Raw genomic sequence first — 22,317 nt, forward strand, 5'->3', positions numbered from 1 at the left:
TAAAAAAGAGCAATAGTGAGGAGCAATGTCATGCCAAATGAACATAGCAACTCTGGCGTTCGGTCTACTTTCGCCGGACTTTTATCAACAGCAAGGGGACATGCCCCTCTCCATAAAGGTAATAGTGATTATCCTGAAGTAAAGCCGGGCATGATAAATGACAACTGTTCTATCTGCCTAGATGATTATGTGGTAGGTGAAGCTGTTGCCAGGCTGAACAGTTGCAAACACGTTTTTCATGAGAATTGCATGTTGAAGTACTTAGGTGTACCCGATGAGTATTTGGACCCGGCTCAATCTCTCCGATCGCTCAATGTTAATAGGTCTGCAGCTTCTTGCTCTGGTTTTTTTCGCCGGTTTTTCGATTCTTTTATGATTATAAATCCGAGTGAAAGCACGCTCAGTGATAGAGATATCGCTCTGCTTCATCAACCCGAAAATCCCCTGTTCCTTGCAGACCATATTGATCGTATCAATCGCTACAGGAGCTACGCATTTGGCGGAGAATGGTATGGATACCAGGGTGGACGACCTAATTGTCCGAATTGCCGTAGCCCTTTCAATTTCGCAGGAGGTTACACCCTTTTTCGGATTACCAGATATCAGTCAGATCCTCCCGTTTTTGCAACGAATGTATAAATTACACTGTGTAATGGGGTTAAAACTTTCCTGGAATAACTGCCTGAGCCACTGTTGACTCCCATGAACTGAGTGATCGTCACCAACGGAGATAACGGTCTAAGTCGTTACTGGCAGCACCTTTGAAGTGGCAGTTAATCCAGGTTTGCAGCGTGCGGTGGTGAGTATTGACAGGCTGTCAGTGAAAGACTGACTCACCGACAATGTGGGCAGTGAAGTGAAGCAGAAAAATGTTGTTCCAGCCTTTGATATCCAGCTACGTTATTTTAACTCGGTAACCGTTTGTTCAGGTTAACAACCTCTGCCGTAACGGGCGCAAGGCTCTCGTTTGTTGGACACTATAAAACCCCGGGTAAAGAAAGTCATCTGCTGTTACAACGTGCTGATGCCTGACTACTTATTTGTAAAAATAGTTAAAAAAGGGTCTACAATGCAGAAAAAGTTTTCCGTTTCCGTTTTCGTCATGGTGAAAAAGAAAAAGAGTGAGGCGCAGCGTTATGCCAATTGAACATCAAAGCCCTACTGAGCACATAGAGCAGCAGCCTGCTATCGCTCGACTCTTATCCTGTGTAAGGGGGCATGCCCCTCTTCATCAAGGTAACGCTCATTATCCCGAGATAAAAGAGACTGATCTCCCAGATGGTGAGGTCTGTTGTATCTGTCTGGATAATTTTGCGGAAGGTAACAGTGTTGCCAAGCTAAACGAATGTCAGCATATGTTTCATGAGAACTGTATGTTGCAGCTCCTTGGTATACCCGATGGCTATCTGGACCCTTCTCAAGCCCACACGCTCCGACTGCTCAGTTATAACATTCACAATATATTCCCCACGCGTTTCTTTGGTTTTTTTCAGCGATTTTTCCATCCTGATATCTATCTGAACCAGCGCAATGTCAAGCTCAGTGATAGTGATATCGCACTGCTTCATCGACCCGAGCATCCTGGGTTCCTTGCAGACTATATGTACAATATAAATCACTATTCGAGCTCTTCATCATCCACTGGCGAATGGTATACTTTCCAAGGTGGTCGGCCTAGTTGCCCTATGTGCCGTAACGAGTTCACAGTGGGAGGAAGTTACACCCTTTACCGGATCAGCAAATAATCAGTAAATAATCAGTAAATAAAAGTGTAACCATTTTTCCGGAAATAACTTTTTGGCTCTACGCTATTTGAAGTACAGCTACGTCATTCCCGTTTGCTAATGGTTTATCACATCATCAAATCCTTATAATCAGTGCCAGAATCAATAACAGGCTGTCGCAGCTTGAATAACAGGCCAATCCGGGTAGAGCTGGGCTATCAGTACCATGCTGTTAATTTGAATAAAACATTAATGTTTATATGCGCTATTATTTTTTGTCAGCGAGATAAAAAACAAAAAAATTGACCAGGAGCCTGTCGGACTTATGCTTTCGAGCATAAAATTCAGTAGGGCGAGTCAGAATTTTCGATCAATTTGTGCGAATAGTTGACCTATTTAAGCAAATTGATCGGAAATTCTGGCCGCGCTTTCTGGATTTCAGGCCGAAATTGCCTTAAGTCCGACAGGCTCCTAGACTAGTGATTCATTTAACAAACCAGTCAGATAAATGATAATGAAAAAAAATAGCTTTTTTATTGATGCCTTATTGATTTCACTGCTTTTCAGCAGTGCTGTTTTTGCCTCACCACAGTTAATGAGAGAGCTGTACGTGGCAAAAGAGCATATTCAAAACCATATGGATATACACTACCCTAAAAAATTTAAATTCACCATTGACGATGCCTCTCCCCTTGAAGTAACCGCAGAGTTTACTGCTCCTTTTGGTTGGTGGGAAGGCGCTTACTATAAGGTTGTATTTGATTTCTCAACTATAACCAAACATAATGATGGGCCAACGGTTGATGTTGTAAAATCACCGCCTATTGCACACCGCTATAATCGATCCTTATGTCTTGCGCAGATTATACCTAACAGTGATTTTGAAAATTTTTGGGATTCAAACAAAAGCCTTAAAAAATACGCTAGTTATAATTTTGACAGGGTGCAACAAATCATGACTGTTGTTAATTTTATGTTGCTGGATTATGATATTTTTGATGAGGGTTTTGGTGAAAAATATGTCGTCTATTCGTCAGAAGAAGGGGATGACAGGGAGTATATAGAAAAAAGTAATGTTATTAAACTTCTTGAGTATACTGAAAATATAGCTTCTTTAAATCAAATGTTGAGTAGCGAGATAACCTTAAATGCACAACCTGAAACAGGCGAGAAAAGCTTGCCTGACAGTAAGTGCGGTCTATTGGAAAATATGCCTGAAACGGTTTCTTATCCACTAAAAAAACCGTTAAAATACTGTCAATCCTACTATAGGTGTGAGTGTATAGCATGCAACCCGAAAAAATTGGATGATTTAAAAAAGGCAACATTATATAGTGTCCATGATCTATCTGCTAGAATGAATTTAAGTCCAATCGTTGTTGATTTTAAGGATGATTGGGCTGAATATTCGAAAGAAAAAAATAAATATAATTATTTTGTTCCCGTTAGAATGCAGGCTTTAGGTAGGGTAGAAGATTTCGATGCAAACAGCCATTCAACCCTTGAGGACTTCAAGACTCATCTTAATCAAACGATACCAGGCACTTTTATCTCAAAGGTACTTTACAAAAATAAAGACATTACCGATGACAAAGAATTCCGTGAAGCCAGGCAAGGGCTACGGGACACAAGCGCCAAAAACGTTAATCTCGAACGACAGTCTGGTAAGAAAGTTACACCTAAAAAGAAAAAAAATAAACCGCCCAAAGTCAAGAATAAGCATCATGCTATTTTGTTATCAAGAAAAGAAGCAATAGATGAATCCTTTGAAAAAGTTAATTTCTCTACAGTCGTGTTAAAATCATCAAAAAAAATGGCAAAAACCAGTAATAATGCGATAGCACATGAGCTGATAATCTCAGAGGAAACACCGAACAAATCGGCACGCTTTCGCGATGGCAGGCAATTTGGCATTGAAGCAAATACCTGGATACCGACGTTAGTTCCTGATATGACAGAGTATGAAAAAATAGCCATGATAAAACTAATGGCGAATCTCGGCAGTGGAAAGTTCAAACTACCCATTAAAAGAGAAGCATTAACGGCTTGTGCTGCTAATAATATTATTATTAAATCATTAACGATGAAAATGGCAAAGGCATTGGATAAAAAAGAGGTGGACTGGCACCCCTCCCAATGTTTTTTAGATCTTATCATTAATGCAGCCAATATGCATTATGCAATTGGTTCAAGAAGCGCTGATATTCATTATAAAAGTCTTGCTTTGTTACTGGCTTGTTACGAAGGGCAGCTGAACAGAAAAAAATTAAAAGATTTTGCTTTTTTGCCTAATTATATATTATCGGGTTTTGCCCTGCTAAGAAAACTGTATCCTGATAATTATGACTATATGGTTACAGTAATGAAACCTCGAATTTTGATCAATGCTTTTATTGAATACCTTGTCAGAGTGCTTGAAAAATTGCCAGAAGGCAATACAGCACTATCTACTGATGATGAAGAAGAAGCAACAATGCTAACAACATTAATTGAAAGCTCTCAAATTGGTTTTAACGTTGTCGCTCACCAATTAACTATTCTTAATTTTATGATATCCAGAGCTGAATGTCTTGCCCCTTTAGACGAGTTTGAAAGAAACCAGCTCCAGGGGGCTATAAAAGATATGCAACAGGGATGTACAGGAGAATATCGCAGTGGCAGTTATAGTTATTCTTCGCTGATGCGCAGACTATTTCCTGATTCTGATTCCTGGTGTTTAGGACCTGATTTCTTTTCATTCAGACACAGGGAGCGACTAATGGAGGTCGTTTCCATTAAAGCAAACGACAGAATGAAGCCCTCTGCCAAAGCCGTTCAAGGTGGTGCGCTATCAAACAGCAATACTGCGAAAAGCAGAGAAAATATACCCTCCAACAGGGGAGCGATGGGAGCAACATTTTTGGTTGATAATTTTGGAGAATATCATGACGTTTTAAAAAAATTAGACAAGTTAGTTAAAACGTTAAAACCCTGTAAAAATGAACCACTGCAAAACGACCCTGAATATCATTTTAGGCACGTCTGTAGTTTGTGCGGTAAAGGCTATAAAACGCGCAATTCACTCCACACCCCGGTAGAAGCGTGGAAACAAAAAAAGGCGAAGCGTGGTTTCATTTACAAAGGGGGGAAACCTGAATGCCCGGATTGCAGAACCCCTGAAAACAAACAGATTAGAAAAGAGACTATGGAGAAAGCATTAAGGCTCATTGAAGAAATAGAAGCAGGTTATCCTGAAATTGACGGCAAGACAAAAAATTGTACTGTTTGCGGGGAGTTGTTTGAAGGTAAGCGCTCCATGCTCTCCACAAAGCAACATGACTATGTGTACCGTGGAGGCCAGTTAATGCATAAGACTTGCCGGGCAAATTATTACCGTTTAATAAAAAATAAACAAACTACTGAGTCTGAATCAACAAATAACGCAGCTTCTAATGCGATTTCAACCCAATAATAAGGTAGTAAAAGATAGAGTCAGACTGAAGCAAATTTTTTAAAAGTAGCTACACTGCCTGTTATCACTGCCAAAGAGGCCGTTACAAAAGGGGCGAGAATACAAGCTGAGACAAAGCAAAAAGTGGCGAGAGACATCGCGAAAAAAGGCGCGAGAAATGTTACGCAAAGTGCAATTCACCAGGAGAGAATGAGCGCCTTGAGCCACTTTTCGACGTCGTATCAGCAAGCGCGGTACTTTTGCGACAGGCTCCCAGGATCCTGTTTACAACGACAAGTCGCCATGTGGGGTTGATAGAGTCCACCTTGACTGCCGTGTCAGTGGTAATCGAACTTTAGCGTAACCCCCCCCCACCGGGGAAGGTGGCGGGGATGTCAACGTTAAGTGTTGATGGGTATCAAAAAAACAACCGCATAAGATTAAGGAGGTAAGGGTATCTACATTTTCCAGGTTCACTCTCTGTAGATACTCTGATGTAAATTGTCAGCACTGCTATTATTGTTAACTTTGTTTTGCGCTGTCTGCGACGCCGGGACTGACCAGGATGATTCAAAAGGAATAGAAAAAAAAGCGCAGGGTATCAAGCGCGGGGCTGAGTTTCGTCCTGCTTATTCATCAACGTTCATGGGAAAAAAGAGAAAGGTAGCATGTTTTGTTCTCAACGAGGACAATGCGGATCAAATCAATTATTTTAAGAATGATCAAAGAAGTTATAGATTCAAGAATTTACTTAAAACCTTTAATGGGCATGCCCCCAATTGTCAGTATTTTCACTCAGCTAAAGCGCTGTCTTTGATCTCAAACAGGTTATCTAATAAGAAAAGTGTTCTCCAGGTGGTAGCCGCTCAGGTAATCAAAACTGATCTATCAAATAGCGATTGGATAGCGCAGCCCCTGTCAACAGTAGCCAGTGCCCTGAGCAAGGCAAGTGATGATCCTGTTGTACAGAAGGCCCTGCAAAACATCGCTCTTCAGGTGATCAAAACCCATCTTTCAGACAAAGATTGGACAGCTCAGTCCCTGGCAATGCTGACCAATGGGTTGAGCAAGGCGGCGACTAATAGTGATGTAAAAGAGGCTCTGAAAAAAATTGCTCGCCAATTGGCCAAAACCGATTTATCTGGCAACGAATGGACAGCTCAGGCCCTGGCAATGCTGGCCAATGGGTTAAGCAAGGTGGAAAGTGACAAAGATGTAAAAGAAGCCCTGAAAAACATCGCCCGCAAGGTAGCTAAAACCAAGCTATCAGGCAGGGACTGGATAGCTCAGCCCCTGGCAATGCTGGCCAATGGCTTAAGCAAGGTGGAGGACGATAATGATGTAAAGAGCGCCTTGAAAAACATCGCCCGTAAGGTGGCTAAAACCGATTTGTCACTCTGGACAGTCAATCACCTGGCAATGCTGGCCAATGGGTTGAGCAAGCTAGAGTGTGATGATGTAAAGGCCGCCTTGAAAAATATCGCCCGGCAGGTGTTCAAAATGAACCTGTCAGCTAAGGGGTGGACAGTGCAGCACTTGACAATGGTAGCCAATGGGGTGAGCAAAGCCGGTGGTGATGATGATGATGTAAAAGCCGCCATGAAAAAAATTGCCCGCCAGGTGATCAATGCCAATCTGTCAGAGAGGTTTTGGTCAGCGAAACACGTGGCGATAATGGCCAATGCGTTGGGCAAGGTAGATAGTGATCATGCTGATGTAACAAAGGACGCCCTGAAAAATATTGCCGAGCAGGTGCTCAAAAGGACTCTGTCAGACTGGTCGGCACACAACGTGGCCATGGTGAGCAATGGAATAAGCAGGGCGGGTGGCCAACGAGTAACAAAAGCCCTGAAAAAAATCGCTGTTCATGTGACCAGCGTCGATTTATCTCACAAGGATTGGGTAATAATACACTTGGCAATGGTAGCCAATGGGTTGAGCAAGGCGGAGGGTGATGAGATAAAGAGCGCCCTGAAAAAAATCGCCTGGCATGTGGTCCAAACCCGCCTGCTCAGCTTGAACTGGACAGCGCACTCCTTGACAATGCTGGTCAATGGGTTGATTAAGGTGGAAGATGATGACGATACACAAGAGACTCTGAGAAAAGTTGCCGAGCTGGTGACCGTAGCCGATTTGTCACTTTGGTCAATAAGGCACCTGGCAATGATGGCCAATGCATTGAGCAAGGCGAATGGTGGACGAGCGACACAAGCGTTGAAAACCATCGCTCACCAGGTAATCATAGCCGAACTGTCAGTCTGGCCAGTAAACCACCTGGCGTTGATGACCAATGCGTTGAGCAAGTTAGAGGGTGATGACGCACAGGGCGCCCTGAAAAAAATCGCTATTCATATGGCCACGGCCAATCTGTCAAGCACACGGTGCACAGGGCAGTTCCTGGCAATGATGGCCAATGGCTTGAGCAAAGCGGACGGTGGTGGTGATGATGTAGATGATGTAGATGATGTAGATGATGTAGATGATGTAAAGAGTGCCCTGAAAAACATCGCCCAGCAGGTGGCCATAATGGATCTTTCAGACTGGTCAGCACAAGACCTGGCAATGGCGGCCAATGGGCTGATCAAGGTGGAAGCTGATGATGATGTACAAGACGCCCTGAAAAACATCGCCAGTCAGGTAGCTGAAGCTGATCTGGCAGACAAGGAGTGGACGGTGCGCCCCCTGGCAGTACTCTCTAATGCTTTTAGCAAGACCCGTGGTCAACGCGTGACAAAAGCGCTGAAAAACATTGCTTATGAGATAGCCAACATTGATCTGTCTGTCTGGGCTGTAAGGGACTTGGCAATGATGGCCAGTGGATTGAGCAAGTTGGACGGTGATGATGTACAAGACGCCCTGGAAAACATTGCCACTGAGGTGGCTAAAGCCGATCTGTCAAGGGGCTGGACAGAGAACCACTTGGTAATGGTGGCCAGTGCGTTGAGCAAATGGCGTGATTACCGATCTGCAGCGCTGATTGTAACGTTAATAAAAGCTTATAATGAAGGCAGTGATCATGACGACTATTATGGGCTCGCTTTATTAAAATGCCTCTGTCGATTAACCTTGTCTTTAGATGACAGTATTGAAGAAGGAATCAACCTTGCCTTCTCAATAATGAGCAACGACGAATTAATCAATGGAAGGTGCAAGGTTTATTTTTTTTGGTATGTGACTCTTCTGAGATTTGCGGCTCTGGAGAAATACGGTGACAAATACGCCAGTGATAAAGCTACCCCTCTATTTGAACATCTTAATAATCTTGATTCTGTTGATCAGCAAAAAGATGGGAAAATAGCTCCCTGGCAAATCGTCTTTGCCAAGATTTTTCATAAAAGCCCCGTTTCTGAGTTGCCAGATAGTAAGACGATACAGAAGAAAAATAAGGCCGTTACCACTTCCATAACTCAAATGACTGTATTGAACGCAATCAAAAAAAGGATAAAAAATAAAATAAAAGATAAAAGCTTAACTTTTGTATCAGAAAGGCCAGTTCTGTTATTTCCTGTTGATATTTACATACAGTCAGAAATTTCTGAAAAAGTGTTATGTGTTGAAGTTGACGGAGCAAGCCACTTCCTTGAGGATGATCAGGGAAAGCTGTATGAGTTAGCAAAACATCGATTTTCCAAGAAAATCATCAGAGAAATATTACACTACCCATTGCTCAGTATTAATTTTCAAGAAGTGGATAGAAAAAAATTTAATCCGCTCATTGACTCGGTTATAAAGTTTTTCAATGACAAGGAGTAAACGTTACCGCGAAGCAACCTGCCTTGTTGTAAAAATTGCTGTAAAAGTTGTTGTAAAAAAGTACCCAGGTTTAAAGCAGCGACATATCCCCCCTCAGAAGCAGTCTTAAAAGTCTGCCCGTAGCGAGGACTGCGAGAAGTTGATCTAAAAATTCCTGCTTATTCATCAAATAGCCCCGCCATTCTCCTCATAAACAGAAATTTTTATCCTCAATTTCTCGCAATCCTCGCTACGGGCGCTGTTCTCGGTCAGCCTCCTAGTCAGTTTTTACCACAGGCATTGCACAAACGACACTGGCAACTGCATCTGAATTCAGCCGTTGACCATTTTTAACTGACTCGGAACCTTATTCCTTACAGGAAAAACAACGTTCAGCTACTTACCTGATTACCTGATTACCTGAAAATGAGTAAAGCAAATTTTTTTAAAGTGACTACACTGGTTATTACCGTATTTAAAGGTAGTGTCGTATGATCCCAAGCAAGCACTCTGTTGATGCTATTGCTGGATTCAAGCAATAAGTGCAACAGATCGCAATGTGGGTTTTTGCTTTTTATCGAACCCAGGCTATCTGCCCGTTATGGTTGTAGTGTCATGCTGATGGGAATCGAATAAAAATACTCGTACAAGATTAAGGAGGCAAGGGTATCTACGTTATCCAATATTTATTAACCGTAGGTATTCTGATGAAAATTGCCAATACTGTTATTATTATTAATTTTTTTTTGCACGGTTTGCGAAGCTGTCACTGATGAAAAAAGCAATGCGTCACATATAGTTAAAAATCAAAAGCCTGGTAACAAGCGCAAATGTAATACATACCCTGTTAGTCCAGAAAATTTTACGATAAAAAAAAGAAGAAATGAATGTTGTGTTATTAGCGAAGCAAATGCAAGTAAAATAAAATATTTTAAGCTGACCAAAAGAAGTTATGCCGTAAAACGTCTACTTGACGTTATTAAAAGGCATGACCCAAATTGTCAAGATTTTCACTCAGCTGAAGCGCTGGCTTTTATCTCAGGCGGGTCGTTCAATGACAAAGGTACTCTCCGGGTGATCGCCGATCAGGTGATCAAAACCGATCTGTCAGGCAGGGACTGGACAGCCCTGCACTTGTCAACGCTCGCCAATGCATTGAGCAAGATGAATTATGACTATGTTGTACAGAAGGCTCTGAAAAGCATCGCCCGTCAAGTCATCAACACTGATCTGTCAGGCGACGACTGGAAAGCGCAGCCCTTGGCAATGCTGGCCAATGGGTTGAGCAAGATGGATTCTGACTATGTTGTACAGAAGGCGCTGAAAAAAATTGCCCATCGAGTAGTCGGAACCGATCTGTCAGGCAAATACTGGACAGAACAGCCCTTGTCAATGCTGGCCAATGCGCTGAGCAAGGCGGAGGGTGATGATGTACAGAACGCCCTGAAAAATATCGCCCGGCACGTGACCAAAACCAATATTAGGTTCTGGACAGCGCAGTCGTTGGCCATGCTGGTCAATGGGTTGAGCAAGGCAGCTAGTGATAATGATATAAAGCACGCCCTGAAAAACGTCGCCCGGCAGGTGACCAAAACCAATCTGTCACGCTGGCAAGAACAAGACTTGACAATGATGGCCAATGCGTTAAGCAAGGCAGAGGATACTGATGCACAGGAGGCCCTGAAAAACATTGCCCGACAGGTGACCAAAACCGATCTGTCAGGTAAAAACTGGACAATGCAACACCTGACAATGATGGCCAATGCGTTAAGCAAGGCAGAGGATGCTGATGCACAGGAGGCCCTGAAAAACATCGCCCGACAGCTGCTCAAAACCAATCTGTCAGTCTGGGCAGTAAAGAACCTGGCAATCATGGCCAATGGGTTGAGCAAGGCATATCGTGATGATGATGTACAGGACGCCCTGAAAGACATCGCCTATCAAATGGTCAAAAAGGATCTGTCACGCTCGCTGGTAAAGGACTTGGTAATGCTGACCAATGGGTTGAGCAAGGCCAATGGCCAACGAGTGACACAAGCCCTGAAAAAAATCGCTGTTCATGTGGTCAAAACCGTTTTATCCCTCAAGGACTGGACAGAGTATCACCTGGCAATGTTAGCCAATGGGTTAAGCAAGGCGGAAGGTGATGATGATGTACAGGACGCCCTGAAAAACATCGCCCGGCAGGTGGCAAAAACTGATCTGTCACACTGGTTGATAAAACATCTGGCAATTATGGCCAATGCATTGAGCAAGGCAGATGGTCAACGAGTGACAGACGCTTTGAATAACATCGCCTATCAGGTGACCAAAATGAATCTGTCAGCCTGGCCAGAAAAACACTTGTCAATGGTGGCCAATGCCATGAGCAAGGTGAATGGTCAACAAGTGACACAAACGCTGAAAAACATCGCCCGGCATCTGACCAAAATAGATATGTCAGTCTGGTCAGAAGAGTCCTTGGCAGTGATGACCAACGCGTTGAGCAAGGCGAACGGCCAAAGCATTACACAAGCCCGGCAAAAAATAGCCCGTAAGGTGGCTAAAACCGATCTGTCAAACTGGTCAGTAGAGAGCTTGGCAAGGGTAGCCAATGGGTTGAGCAAGGCATATCGTGATGATGTACAGGGCGCCCTGAAAAACATTGCCCGTCAGGTGGCAAAAACCGATCTGTCAGTCTGGCTGGTAAAACACCTGGCGATGATGACCAATGGGGTGAGCAAGCTGAATGATGATAATGATGTACAGGGTGCCCTGAAAAACATTGCCTGTCAGGTGACAAAAGCCGATCTGTCAGGAAAGGACTGGACAGCACATCACTTAGCGGTTATAGCCAATGGGTTAAGCAAATGGCATAGCTACACATCTGAAGCGCTGGTTATAAAGTTAATAAAAGCGTATAACGAATTCTGTCATCAGGATGATCATTATGGGCTGTTTTTATTAAAAAGCCTTTGTCAGATGACCTTGTCTTTAGATGACAGTATTGAAGAGGGAATCAACCTTGCCTTCTCACTGATTGGCAGCCGTGAATTACTCAATGAAAGCTGTAATGCCTGGTTTTGTTGGTGTATTACTCTTTTGAGATTTGCCATCCTGGAAAAACAGGGTAACAAGTACGTTAATGATAAAACCACGCTGCTATTTGAACACCTTAACACGCTTGATCGTATTGACTGTCTTGATTATCAAAGAGATTATAAAACAGATTATGAAACAGATTCCTGGCAAATCTTATTCGCCAAGATTTATTATAAAGGAATAACGCCAGAATTAAAAAAAATTCAGAAAATACAGCCGACACAGAAGATGGTTAAAATTTCCAGAACCCAAAACAATACACTGAAAAAAATCAAAGAAAACGTCAAAGAAAAAATAAATAAAAAACGTGTAACCTTTGTGTCGGAAAAGTTAATTATGCTATTTCCCGTTGATATTTACATCAAAACAGAAACCTCTTCAAAAGGGTTATGTATTGAAGTTGATGGGCCAAGCCATTTCCTGGAGGATGATAACGGAATAGGTTATGAACGGGCAAAACATCGATTCTCCAAGAAAATAATCAGGGAAATATTAGGTTATCAATTGCTCAGCATTCATTATCGAGACGTCAATAGAAAAAAATTGGATCATTTCACCGATTCAGTCGCAAAGTTCATCAATGGTGAGAAGTAAAAGTTGCCACGAAACGACCTGCCTTATAGTAAAAAGCCCACTGATTTAGCGCAGCGAAATGTTGCTACTCACTATCCGTCAATGGCTTTTTGATTTGCGCCCCTCTGGTTAGGAACCTGTCGGACTTAAGACAATTTCGGCCTAAAATCCAGAAAGTGCGAGAAAGTGCGAGAAAGTGCGAGAAAGTGCGGCCATAATTTCCAATCAATTTGCTTAAACAGGTCAACTATTCGCACAAATTGATCGAAAATTCTGACTCGCCCTACTGAATTTTATGCTCGAAAGCATAAGTCCGACAGGCTCCTGGTCAGTTTTACCAAATATTGCCAAAATGGCACTGACAACTGAAGCAAATTTTTCTAAAGTAACTACACTGTTCATTATCGCATTGAAAGGTGGCGTTCTGCTTTTAATAGAACACCCACTGTAGCTGCCCGATTTCTTATAACCATTCAGTGTTGATGGAAGTCGAATAAAAAACAACCGTATTAGATTAAGGAGGCAAGGATACCTACGTTTTCTGACGTTTACTATTCGTAGGTATTCTTATGTAAATTGCCAGCACTATTATTATTGTTACTTTTTTTTTGCGCTGTTTGTGAAGCTGTTATTGATGAAAAGGTAAGCAGGGTGCCTGAAAAAACAGAAAAAAAAGCCCTTGGTAGTAAGCGCAGGGCACCATGGCTTGCTCCCTCACCGAATGTCACCCGTACCCGTGATAGTACCAGTTCCAGTAAAAGAAGAATGCTGGAATGCCTGGTGTTAAGCGATGTCAATGCATTAAAAATAAATAATTACAAGAAAGGAGAAACAATTATCGCAGTAGAAAGTATCATTGAATCCATTAAAAAGCATTCCCCCCATTGTCACTATTTTCACACGGCTAAAGCGCTGGCCCTGATCTCAAATGGGTTGCTCCGCAACAATAATGTTCTCCAGGTTATCGCCACTGAGGTGATCAAAACCAATCTGTCTGGCGACGGCTGGGAAGCGCGGCAATTAGCAATGGTGGCCAATGCGTTAAGCAAAACCGATGGTAATAAGATACAGAAAGCCCTGAGAACAATCGCCGCTCAGGTGGTCAAAACCAATCTCTCAGGCGAGGGCTGGACAGCTCAGCCCTTGTCAATGGTGGCCAATGCGTTGAGCAAGGCCGATGGTGATGAGGTACAGAGCGCCCTGAGAAAAATCGCCGCTGAGGTAGTCAAAGCCAATCTGTCAGATAAAGACTGGATAGTTCAGTCCCTGGCAATGGCAGCCAATGGGCTGAGCAAAGCCCATGGTGATGAGGTACAGAACGCCCTGAAAAATATCGCCCGCCAGGTGGCCAACGCCAATCTCTCAAACAAAGACTGGACAGCTCAGTCCCTGGCAATGGTAGCCAATGGGTTGAGCAAAGCCCATGGTGATGAGGTACAGGACGCCCTGAAAAATATCGCCCGTCGAGTGACCAAAATCAATCTATCACACTGGCAGGTAATGGATCTGGCAATGGTGGCCAATGGGTTGAGCAAGGCCCATGGCAATCATGCTCAGGATGCGCTGAAAAGCCTTGCCGCTCATATAGCCAACACCAATCTGTCAGGCATGAACTGGACAGAGCCTCACTTGACGATGGTGGCCAATGCGTTGAGCAAGGCAGATGGGCATCGAGTGAAGCGAGCTTTGCGAAAAATCGCCGGTCAGGTGGGCAACACCAACCTGTCAAACTGGCTACTGGAACACCTGGCAGTCATGGCCAGTGCCTTTTGTAAGGTGGATGGCCAACGAGTGAGCCTCGCTTTGGGAAATATCGCCGCTGCGGTGGTCAAAAAAAATCTCTCAGGCTCCCTGGTAAAGCACCTGACAATGTTGGCCATTGGGTTGAGCAAGACCCATGGTGATGATACGCGGAACATCCTGAAAAAAATTGCCCGTCAGGTGGCCAAAACCGATCTTTCAGGCCCACACTGGACGGTTCATGCTTTGGCAATGATAGCCATTGGGTTGAGCAAAGCCCATGGTGATGATATACAGGAGGCTCTGAAAAACATCGCCGGTCAGGTGATCAAAACTGATCTGTCAGTCTGGCCAATAAAATACCTGGCAATAATAGCCAGTGGATTAAGCAAAGCGGAGGGTGATGATGTGCGCGACGCCCTCAAAAAAATCGCCCATCGGGTGGCCGGATCCAGTCTGTCAAACTCGCTGGTCATTGACTTGGCAATGTTGGCCAATGGGTTGAGCAAAGCCCATGGCGATGAGGTGCGCGACGCCCTGAAAAACATCGCCCGCCAGGTGGCCAAATCTGATCTATCAGGCAAAGATTGGATAGCGCGGGCCCTGGCAATGGTAACCAATGGGTTGAGCAAGGTCGATGGCGATGATGATGATGTACAGGGCGCCCTGAAAAATATCGCCCGTCGGATGGCCAACACCGATCTGTCAAGCTGGCCGATACAGGATTTGGCAATTGTCACCGATGGGTTAAGCAAGGCGGATCAAGATGATGCGCAGGGCGCCCTGAAAAACATCGCCGGGCATGTGACCAACGCCGATTTGTCTGCCAGAGACTGGACAGCGCAGAACTTGGCAATGGTAGCCAATGGGTTGAGCAAATGGCGTAGTTACACGTCTGAAACGCTTATTGTAAAGTTAATAAAAACTTATAAAGAAACCTGTGATCGTGATAATCAAAATGGTCTGTTTTTATTAAAAGTCCTTTGTCGGCTGACCTTATCGTCAGATGAAAGTGTTGACCTGGGAATCGAGCTTGCCTTATTCCTGCTGGGTAACTGCGAATTAATCAATGAAAGTTACAAAGGGATCTTTTGTTGGTGCGTCGCTCTTTTGATATTCGCGAAACTGGAAAAAGGTTGTACCGAGTATGTTAACAATGAAGCCATGGTTTTATTGAATCACCTTAACATTCTTGATCACCTTGACAAAAAAGATGATTATAAAATAAATCCCTGGCAAATTGCCTTCATTAAGGCTTTTCATAAACAAGTGGCACCGGATGCGCAAGAGATACAGAAAATAAAAGAGATATACCATGAAGAGAAGAAGTACAGAACGTCTAACACACAAAAACTTATATATGAAAAAATCAAAGAAAAAATAAATGATAAATATGTAACCATGACATTGGAAAGTCCAGTTATGCTATTTCCTGTTGATATTTTCATAGAATCAGAAACTTCTTCGAAAAAATTATGCATTGAAGTTGATGGGCCAAAACACTTCCTGGAGGATGATAAAGGAAAGCTGTATGAACTGGCAAAACACCGATTCTCCAAGAGCATAATCAGGGAAATATTAGGTTACCCATTGCTTAGTATAAACGTTAAAGAGCTGGATAATAAAACATTGAATAAGTTCACTGATTCGGTCATGAATCAAATACGTTGACCCCGTGTACGCCATAGCAGATAAGCCTATTCTCGGTCAGGCTCCTGGCTCAGCAGGAGTACTCTTTCAAAAACCGATAGATTTAACTCACGTTCACTGGTGAGAAGCCTTATTTATTGACGCCAAAATGTTGGTACGCGCTTTGTGTCACCGTTCGCCCCCTTGGGGTTCTCTGGATATACCCTTGTTGAATCAGATAAGGCTCAAGCACATCTTCAATGGTATCACGCTCTTCACTAATGGCTGCTGCCATACTGTCAACACCGACAGGTCCGCCACCAAACTTTTCAATCATGGCCAATAGCAGGCGCCGGTCCATACTGTCAAAGCCTTTGGCATCCACATCCAGCATGGTGAGCGCGGCATCGGCAGTACTCTGAGAGACATGGCCTGATGATTTGACTTCGGCGTAATCACGTACTCGCCGCAGCAGGCGGTTAGCAATGCGCGGTGTGCCACGTGAACGACGGGCGATCTCTCGCGCTCCCTCCTGATCAATATCAACACCCAGAATACGGGCGGAGCGGCTGATAATAGTGGACAGTTCCTGCTCATTATAAAACTCCAGCCGCTGCACAATACCAAAACGATCCCGCAATGGTGAGGTCAGCAAGCCCGCTCGCGTTGTCGCCCCTACCAGGGTAAACGGTGGCAGATCGAGCTTGATAGAACGTGCGGCTGGACCTTCACCAATCATGATATCCAGCTGATAGTCTTCCATTGCCGGATAGAGCACCTCCTCCACCACGGCACTGAGACGATGAATCTCATCAATGAACAAAATATCATTGGGTTCAAGGTTGGTGAGCAGTGCCGCCAGATCACCGGCTTTTTCCAACACAGGGCCTGAGGTTGTGCGAATATTGCTGCCCATTTCGTTCGCCAGAATATGAGACAGCGTTGTTTTCCCAAGTCCTGGCGGCCCAAAAATCAACGTATGATCCAAAGGCTCCTGACGATTACGTGCCGCTTGTATAAAGATCTCCATTTGCTCCCGGACTTTGGGTTGACCAATGTAGTCCGACAGTGTCACAGGCCGAATAGCCCGATCCTGTCCTTCTTCCACCGGCCGCTCCCCGGCCGAAATCAGTCGATCTGCTTCTATCATAACGTTGCCTTCACTGAAGAGCCTTTAGCGTATCACTGAAAACACCTGCCAAACCATCAGGGAAATGGTTTCGTTGACTTGAACAAGCAGATAAAAAACCCGTGTTATGATGCACTCGCTTTGCTCCTGTACAATAGAATTATCCGTAATGATAACACCGGTGGTTGCTATCACCAGTGGCGTCTGCTCCATTGGTGCCCCTGCTTTATCGAGTTCCGCGCGGACAACAACCCAAAACCGCCTCCCCGAAAGGCTGGAAAAATGCGTTGGTCTCTCCCCACGGCCAGCGAATAAATGACCGGTGTTAACACCGCTTCGCGCTGACAACCTGAACGCTAATCCTGCATTGAAGTCCCTTGCATTAGCCGACTTTACTCATCATCCATACTGCAACAGCAGCAGACAACTATACTGGCTGTATAGCCCCACACTTTTTTATGAAAAATAGATAGGTAAATTTAAGACTAAAAAGAGATTTTATTATGAGATATTTTTGTATGGGCCAAGCAATAAGTTGCAGGTCAATACCTGCTGTGGAGCGTTTTTTAGAAGAAGGGGTAAGCATAAATAGTCGTGGTGATCATAATATGACGCCTTTAATGACCGCCGCCAGTCTGGGCAGCTTTCGCATGCTAAGTTATTTTATTCAATTGGGCGCGGACCTTAACCTGGTTGACTATTACGGGCAGAGCGCATTGACATTATCAATAACAAACCCCTTCGCGGCATCCAACAGAAAAGCAAGAATGGTTCGCGCGCTGCTTCGTGCAGGGGCAAACCCGAATATAGGGGTTGCGTGGCATGTTCCACCTTTCAAACGCCCAAGCGACCGAAAAAATGCCGATGATAAGGATGTTTGGGGTTGTTTTGGTCAAGCTGCCAGACGCAGGGAGTTTGATATTGGCGAAGTTTGCCTGGATTTTGGTGCCCGGCCTTTGACCACCAGCAAGCTCAAGCGTGACCCTGACGTCCCTGACGCGACAAAAAAAACATTTGAGAGGATGGTTAAGCACCGCACATCCCTGGAAAGCCAAACCGTCAATTATATCAGCAGAAATGTGAATCAGGACAAACTCGCAAGACTCGGTATCCCACCCGCTTTACTGAAAGATTGCTTTAGCCTTCCCAATACGCCAGCCGAAAACGCCATTTTGAAAGATGCCCCTCCCACTCCAGAACCCGAAATACCCCCTTGGTACCAATGACCTGTTCTCACGCGGGTTCGCGCTGACAACCCGAACGCCAATCATGCGTTGAGTCCCCATGCGACACCTGGCTCTGATCATCATTTCTACACCAGCGGATAACCATACTTGCTTTAGTCCCGAATACCTTTTTTATGAAAGATTCGCAGGTAAATTTCAGACTAAAAGGAGATTCTGTGATGAGATTTAAAAGTATAAATGAAGCAATAAGTTTCGGGTCATTAGATGAGATGAAGCGTTTTTTAGAAGAAGGGGTCAGCATAAATAATCGTGGTGATTATAATATGACACCTTTGATGGTTGCCGCCTACCGAGGTAAACTCCGTCTACTCAGTTACCTGATTCAATTGGGCGCGGACCTTAATCTGGTTGATAAATACGGGCAGACCGCATTGATATGTTCAATAACTTCTCCTTTCACGCATTCCATCACAAAGGTAAGAATGGTTCATGCACTGCTTGGTGCGGGCGCAAACCCGAATATAGGGGTCGCGTGGCATGTTTCTCCACCTTCTGTAGGCCTGACCTCCCCTAAATATGAACCGGATAAGGATATTTGGGGTTGTTTTGGCCAAGCTATCAAACGTCGTGAGTTTGATATTGCCCAAATGTGCCTCGATTATGGGGCCCGGCCTTTGCCTGTCAGCAAGATTAAGTCTGCTCCTGTGCTCTCAAAAACACTTGTGGCGATGGTTAATAATCCTCCATCGTTGGAAAGCCAAACCATACGCTATATCAGGGAGTATGTCAGTCAGGACAAAATCGCAGAACTGGGTCTCCCCCCCGCTTTACTGAAAGGTTGCTTTGGCCTCCCTAATACGCCGGTGGAAAATCCCGCAATCGAAGATGAAGACCCCCTGCATAGCCTCCAGTCCCTTGGAATCAATGACCAGTTCTAAGAAGCAGTCTTGCGCTGACAACCTGAAAAGCAGCGCTTCGTTAAAACTCCTCGCGATAGCAGGCTTTACTCATCATTTATGTAGCAACAGCAGCAGACAGCCACACTTTTTGCGCAGTCCTTAACACCCTGTTCATGAAGGATTCTCAAGTAAGTTTTAAACCAAAAGGAGATGTTATTATGAGACACAGATGTCTTGATATTCATCAGGCAACACGATACGGCTCGATAACTGAGGTGGAGCTTTTTTTATCAGAAGGCGTCAGCATTAATTGTGGTGATCGAAGTATGATGACTCCTTTGATGTTCGCCGCCTATCAAGGTGATTGCCGCATGCTAAATCACCTGATTCAATTGGGCGCGGACCTTAATCTTATTGACCATTTCGGGAGGACTGCATTGATAAGGGCAATAGCCAGTCCCTTTGCGGACTCAGACAAAAAAGTAGAAATGGTTCACCAACTGCTTCGTGCAGGCGCAAACCCAATTATTGGGATTTCCTATAGAAACCTATCATCCACGAACAAACATGTACCGGATGAGGATATTAAGGGTTGTATGGGTCTAGCTACCAAGTATGGGGAGTTTAACATTGCCAAAATGTGCCTGAATTTTGGTGCCCGGCCGTTGCCTGCCAGCAGGCTCAGATTTGATCCTGAAGTCCCCGATGCCACAAAAAAAGAATTTGAGGTGATGGCTAATAACCCCGTATCCCTGCAAAGCATGACCATCAAACTCATCAGGGAGCATGTCAGTCAGGACAAAATCGCAGAACTGCCCATCCCCCCCGGTGTACTGAAAGATCGCTTTGGCCTGCCCAATACGCCAGTGGAAAACCCCAAGGTCGAAGGTGAAGATCCCCCCTTTCCACAGCAGGCTCGAGTCTTTGTTTTACGCTGATAATAGTATTTCTTTTGAGCGCTCCGCAATAGCAGGCTTTGATCATTATTTATATAGCAACAGAGCAGACAACTACACTGTCTGTATAGCTCCTAACACTTTGTTTATGAAAGATTTTCAGGCAAGCTTTAAACCAGGAGGCGCTTTTATTATGAACGGGAAATGTGTGGATATACATCATGCGGCACAATGCGGTTCGACAGCTGAGGTGAAGCGTTTTTTATCAGAAGGGGTCAGCATTAATTCTCGTAGTTCAGTTATGGGGACGCCTTTGATGATGGCCGCCTGTCGAGGTGATTACCGCATGCTACGTTACCTTATTGAATTGGGTGCAGACCCTAATCTTACTGACCATTACGGGAAGACTGCATTGATATATTCAATACTCAGTTTTCCTGCGAATTCCAACACAAAAATAAGAATGGTTCACCGACTGCTTCGTGCAGGCGCAAACCCGGTTATAGGGATTGCGCATAGTGTTTCTATATCGGAAGATAGGCAAGACATGGGGGCCACTGTAACGGATGAGGATACTTCGGGTTGTATGGGTCAAGCTGCCAAATATGGACATTTTGAAATTGCCGAAATGTGCGTGAATTTTGGTGCCCGGCCTTTGCCCGCTGATAAGCTCAAACTTCATTCTGGAACCCCTGATGCCACAAAAAAAGCCTTTCAGGCGATGGCTAATAACCCCGTATCCCTGCAAAGCATGGCCATCAGGCTCATCAGGGAGCATGTAAGTCAGGACAAACTCGCAGAACTGCCCATCCCCCCCGCTGTAATGAAAGATTGCTTTGGCCTGCCCAATACGCCAGTGGCAAACCCCAAGGTCGAAGGTGAAGATCCCCCCATAGAATAGCCTCTAATCCTGGTACTAATATCCTGTTATAATCCTTTACGCTGACACCCCGAGCAATAGTATTTCTTTTGAGCGCGCCGCAATAGCAGGCTTTACTCATTATTTATATAGCAACAGAGCAGACAACTATACTGTCTGTATAGCCCCTAGGGAGCCTGTCGGACTTAAGACAATTTCGGCCTAAAATCCAGAAAGTGCGGCCAGAATGTCCGATAAATTTACTTAAATAGGTCAACTATTCGCACGAATTGATCGAAAATTCTGACTCGCCCTACTGAATTTTATGCTCGAAAGCATAAGCCCGACAGGCTCCTAACACCTTGTTTATGAGTGATTTTCAGGCAAGTTTTAAACCAGAAGGCGCTTTTATTATGAACGAGAAATGTGCGGATATACATCATGCGGCACAATGCGGTTCGACAGCTGAGGTGAAGCGTTTTTTATCAGAAGGGGTCAGCATTGATTGTCGTAATCGAAATATGTTAACGCCTTTGATGATCGCGGCCTGTCGAGTTGATTCCCGCATGGTAAGTTACCTGATTCAATGGGGCGCAGACCCTAATCTTATTGACAGTTACGGGAGGACCGCATTGGTATATGCGATAGTCGAAAATTTTCAGAGTTACAGAACAAAATTAAGCGTAGTTCACCAACTGCTTCGTGCGGGCGCGAACCCGAATATAGGGATTGATCAGCCTACATGGCTAGACGAGCGTAAGGGCCTTGTACTGGATGAGGATGCTAGGGGTTGTATGGGTCAAGCTGCCAAAAATGGAGATTATGAAATTGCCGAATTGTGCATGAAGTTTGGTGCCATGCCTTTGCCCACTAATAAGCTCGTGTTTAATTCTGACGTCCCTGATGCCACAAAAAAAGAATTTGAGGCGATGGCTAATAACCCCGTATCCTTGCAAAGCCTTACCATCAAACTTATCAGAGACCATGTAAGACAGGACAAACTCCCAGGACTGCCCATCCCCCCCGGTGTACTGAAAGATTGCTTTGGCCTGCCCAATACGCCTGTGGAAAACCCTCATGTTGAAGGTGAAGATCCCTGGATATACGCATCATGCGAATCACAAATGCTGATGAGTTAAAGCGTTTTTTATCAGAAGGGGTCAGCATTTTTAATTCCGTTTCACGCTGATACCGAGAGCCCGCTCACCCATTGACAATAAACGGCTCGAATACCCCCCTGATGAGGGTCAATAGCGTAAGAGCGCTTTCTTTACAAATCTTACCGGATAAAATGATCATCTCTATTTTGCCTACGCACTTGTAAACACGCTAAAATCTCAGAAGCAGTCTTAAAAGTCTGCCCGTAGCGAGGACCGCGAGAAATGGCGGATAAAAAGTCGCTTTCGTGAGGAGAATAGCGGGACTATTTGACGAACAA

The 22,317-nt window shown here is 44.5% G+C and carries 13 protein-coding genes; 11 read left to right on the forward strand and 2 right to left on the reverse strand.

All coding sequences use genetic code 11. The features are described 5' to 3' along the window. The first annotated feature begins 30 nt into the window (after nt 1-30). From V4C51_RS04115 to V4C51_RS04140, 6 genes are all read left to right on the forward strand, one after another. Nucleotides 31-639: an RING finger protein gene (locus tag V4C51_RS04115; protein ID WP_330924861.1), complete on the forward strand. Its 609-nt coding sequence runs from the start codon at nt 31-33 to the stop codon at nt 637-639. A 497-nt stretch (nt 640-1,136) separates the two neighbouring features. After that, the gene (locus V4C51_RS04120; protein ID WP_330924862.1) at nt 1,137-1,745 is read left to right on the forward strand and encodes an RING finger domain-containing protein; all 609 of its coding nucleotides are present in this window, start codon (nt 1,137-1,139) and stop codon (nt 1,743-1,745) included. A 493-nt stretch (nt 1,746-2,238) separates the two neighbouring features. Beyond that, nucleotides 2,239-5,175, forward strand: coding sequence for a hypothetical protein (locus tag V4C51_RS04125; RefSeq protein ID WP_330924863.1), 2,937 nt, complete (start codon nt 2,239-2,241; stop codon nt 5,173-5,175). Between the two features lie 480 nt (nt 5,176-5,655). Next, on the forward strand, nt 5,656-8,907 hold the full coding sequence (locus V4C51_RS04130; RefSeq protein WP_330924864.1) for a hypothetical protein: 3,252 nt from the start codon (nt 5,656-5,658) through the stop codon (nt 8,905-8,907). A 1,053-nt stretch (nt 8,908-9,960) separates the two neighbouring features. Further along, on the forward strand, nt 9,961-12,561 hold the full coding sequence (locus V4C51_RS04135) for a hypothetical protein (protein ID WP_330924865.1): 2,601 nt from the start codon (nt 9,961-9,963) through the stop codon (nt 12,559-12,561). A 630-nt stretch (nt 12,562-13,191) separates the two neighbouring features. After that, a complete protein-coding gene (locus tag V4C51_RS04140; RefSeq protein ID WP_330924866.1) occupies nt 13,192-15,951 on the forward strand; it encodes a hypothetical protein in 2,760 nt (919 codons plus the stop codon). 109 nt (nt 15,952-16,060) lie between these two features. Here the strand turns inward: V4C51_RS04140 and ruvB are convergent, their stop codons facing one another. Then, nucleotides 16,061-17,059 carry a Holliday junction branch migration DNA helicase RuvB gene (gene ruvB, locus V4C51_RS04145; RefSeq protein WP_330924867.1) on the reverse strand — a complete coding sequence of 333 codons (999 nt, stop codon included), beginning with the start codon at nt 17,057-17,059 and terminating at the stop codon, nt 16,061-16,063. Nucleotides 17,060-17,083: 24 nt separating this feature from the next. Continuing rightward, nucleotides 17,084-17,386 carry a hypothetical protein gene (locus V4C51_RS04150; protein ID WP_330924868.1) on the reverse strand — a complete coding sequence of 101 codons (303 nt, stop codon included), beginning with the start codon at nt 17,384-17,386 and terminating at the stop codon, nt 17,084-17,086. 170 nt (nt 17,387-17,556) lie between these two features. Here V4C51_RS04150 and V4C51_RS04155 point away from each other — a divergent pair, with 170 nt between their 5' ends. The 5 genes from V4C51_RS04155 to V4C51_RS04175 all read left to right on the forward strand — a co-directional run bounded on the left by V4C51_RS04155 (nt 17,557) and on the right by V4C51_RS04175 (nt 22,018). After that, nucleotides 17,557-18,264 (forward strand): ankyrin repeat domain-containing protein, encoded by a 708-nt coding sequence (locus V4C51_RS04155; RefSeq protein ID WP_330924869.1) that lies wholly within the window; start codon nt 17,557-17,559, stop codon nt 18,262-18,264. 179 nt (nt 18,265-18,443) lie between these two features. After that, nucleotides 18,444-19,163 carry an ankyrin repeat domain-containing protein gene (locus V4C51_RS04160; RefSeq protein ID WP_330924870.1) on the forward strand — a complete coding sequence of 240 codons (720 nt, stop codon included), beginning with the start codon at nt 18,444-18,446 and terminating at the stop codon, nt 19,161-19,163. Nucleotides 19,164-19,342: 179 nt separating this feature from the next. Beyond that, nucleotides 19,343-20,062, forward strand: a complete 720-nt coding sequence (locus V4C51_RS04165; RefSeq protein WP_330924871.1) for an ankyrin repeat domain-containing protein — start codon at nt 19,343-19,345, stop codon at nt 20,060-20,062. 151 nt (nt 20,063-20,213) lie between these two features. Next, entirely contained in the window at nt 20,214-20,921 is a 708-nt protein-coding gene (locus V4C51_RS04170; protein ID WP_330924872.1) for an ankyrin repeat domain-containing protein, read from the forward strand. Nucleotides 20,922-21,292: 371 nt separating this feature from the next. Then, nucleotides 21,293-22,018, forward strand: coding sequence for an ankyrin repeat domain-containing protein (locus V4C51_RS04175; RefSeq protein ID WP_330924873.1), 726 nt, complete (start codon nt 21,293-21,295; stop codon nt 22,016-22,018). The last annotated feature ends 299 nt before the right edge of the window (nt 22,019-22,317 follow it).

It is taken from the genome of Candidatus Sororendozoicomonas aggregata (genome assembly GCF_031528575.1).
Classification (GTDB): Bacteria; Pseudomonadota; Gammaproteobacteria; order Pseudomonadales; family Endozoicomonadaceae; genus Endonucleibacter; species Endonucleibacter aggregata.